This window comes from Acidovorax sp. KPB24-03 (genome assembly GCF_057546605.1).
Genome location: NZ_BAAJYR010000552.1, coordinates 1 through 1,872, shown reverse-complemented (window position 1 = coordinate 1,872; position 1,872 = coordinate 1). Strand labels below are relative to the sequence as shown.

The window sequence follows — 1,872 nt, the reverse complement described above, 5'->3', positions numbered from 1 at the left end:
CGACCGACGCCGGCCGCCACCAGTTCGGCGACCGCCCCGGGGTCGCACAGCGGGCCCACGGCGATGTCTTGCAGGCCGTTGGCGAGCGCCGCCTGCAGCACGTCCATGGCATCGCAGGTGCCGCCGGACATGCAGTTGTCGCTGTGGTCCAGCAGCAGCACGGGGCGGTCCGCGCCCACGGCCAGGGCCTGCGCGCGCTGCAGGGACTGATCTAGCGGCTCGCTGTCGTAGACGAACTCGGCGCGCTCGCTCCACATGGCGGCAGCGATGCGGTCGGCGGCCGCCTGGGCCGGTTCGGGATCGTCGGCCGGGGCCGTGACCACCACGCTCATGCACGGCGCCTCGATATCGGCGAGCGAAAAGCCGGCGAACACCGTCACCGCCGGAATGCCGCCGGCCTCGGCCGCGCGGGCCGCGTCCACCGCGCGCAGCATGGCACCCTGCAGCGTGGTGCTGCGCAGCGTGTGGCCCATCATGGGCAGCGGGTGCCAGCGCACGGTGTAGCGCGCCTGGCCGTGCAGCATGGCCAGCAGCAGGCGCCCGGCGTGCTCGCCGGTTTCGTACATGTCGATGTGCGGGTAGGTCTTGAAGCCCACCATCACATCGGCATTGGCGACCATCTTGGGGGTGATGTTGCCGTGCAGGTCCAGCGCCACGCCGACGGGCACGCCCGGTGCGGCGGCCCGCACGCGCTCCAGCAGGTCGCCTTCGCCGTCGGGGCTGTTCTCGGCCACCATGGCGCCGTGCAGGTCCAGCAGGATGGCATCGCAGCCCGGGGCGGCGTCCACGATGCGGCGGGTCAGTTCATCGTAGGCCGCGGCATGCGCCGGCCCGCTGGGGTTGGCCATGGCCGACACGGGCGTGACCAGTGTGGCGCCCAGCCCCTTGGCCAGGTCGATGAACGCCGCCATGGCCGTGCGCATGCCCTCGTTCTCCTGCAGCGCCTGCGCGCCATAGGCGGGCGAAAAGGCCTCCAGCGGCGTGGGAACGGGCGAGAAGGTGTTGGTCTCGTGGTTGAGCCGCGCGATCAGGATCTTCATGCCGCCACCCCCGCGCTGCGCAGCATGGCCTGCAGCAGCACGTTGCAGCCGGCCTCCAGATGCTCGGGCCGGGCGTCTTCGATCTCGTTGTGGCTGATGCCGTCCGCGCAAGGCACGAAGACCATGGCGGTGGGCGCCAGGCGCGCCAGATACACGGCGTCGTGCCCGGCGCCGCTCACCACGTCCATGGCGGTGTAGCCCAGGGCCTGGCGTCGGCGCGCACGCCTTCGACCAGTGCCGGGGCGAAGGGCTGCGGCGGAAAGTACACGACCTGCTCCACGGCCACCGGCGTGCGGTGGGCCGCGCCGATGCGCTCGCAGGCGGCGCGCAGGGCCGCATCCATCTGCAGCAGCACCGCGTCGTCGGCGGCACGCAGGTCCACGGTCATGCGCACGCTGCCGGGGATGACGTTGCGCGAGCTGGGGAAGACGTCCAGCACGCCCACCGTGCCGCGCGCATGCGGGGCGTGGTCGAGGGCGATGCGATTGACCTCGGCCACCAGGCGGCTCGCCGCCAGCAGCGCGTCGCGGCGCAGTTCCATCGGCGTGGGGCCGGCGTGGGCCTCCATGCCCTGCACGGTCACGTCGTACCAGCGCTGGCCCAGTGCGCCCTGCACCACGCCGATCACGCAGTCGTTGGCCTCCAGCACCGGCCCCTGCTCGATGTGCGCCTCGAAATACGCACCCACCGCGGGCGTGGGAGCCGGCGTGCCGGCGTACCCGATGGCGGCCAGCGCCTCGGCCACGCTGGTGCCCTGCGCATCGCGCTGGGCTAGCGCATGCTCCAGCGTGAAGGCCCCGGCGAACACGCCGGAGCCCATCATCACGGGCAC

Annotated in this window: 1 protein-coding gene and 1 pseudogene; both read right to left on the bottom strand. The window is 72.6% G+C overall.

What is annotated here, in order from left to right; translation table 11 throughout:
- The coding region (locus AC27KI_RS23840) for a M81 family metallopeptidase (protein WP_487116201.1) at nucleotides 1-1,040 on the bottom strand (1,040 nt) is incomplete at its 3' end.
- A pseudogene (locus AC27KI_RS23835) lies at nucleotides 1,037-1,872 on the bottom strand (hydantoinase/carbamoylase family amidase); the annotation flags it as partial. The pseudogene AC27KI_RS23835 and the gene AC27KI_RS23840, both read right to left, overlap by 4 nt.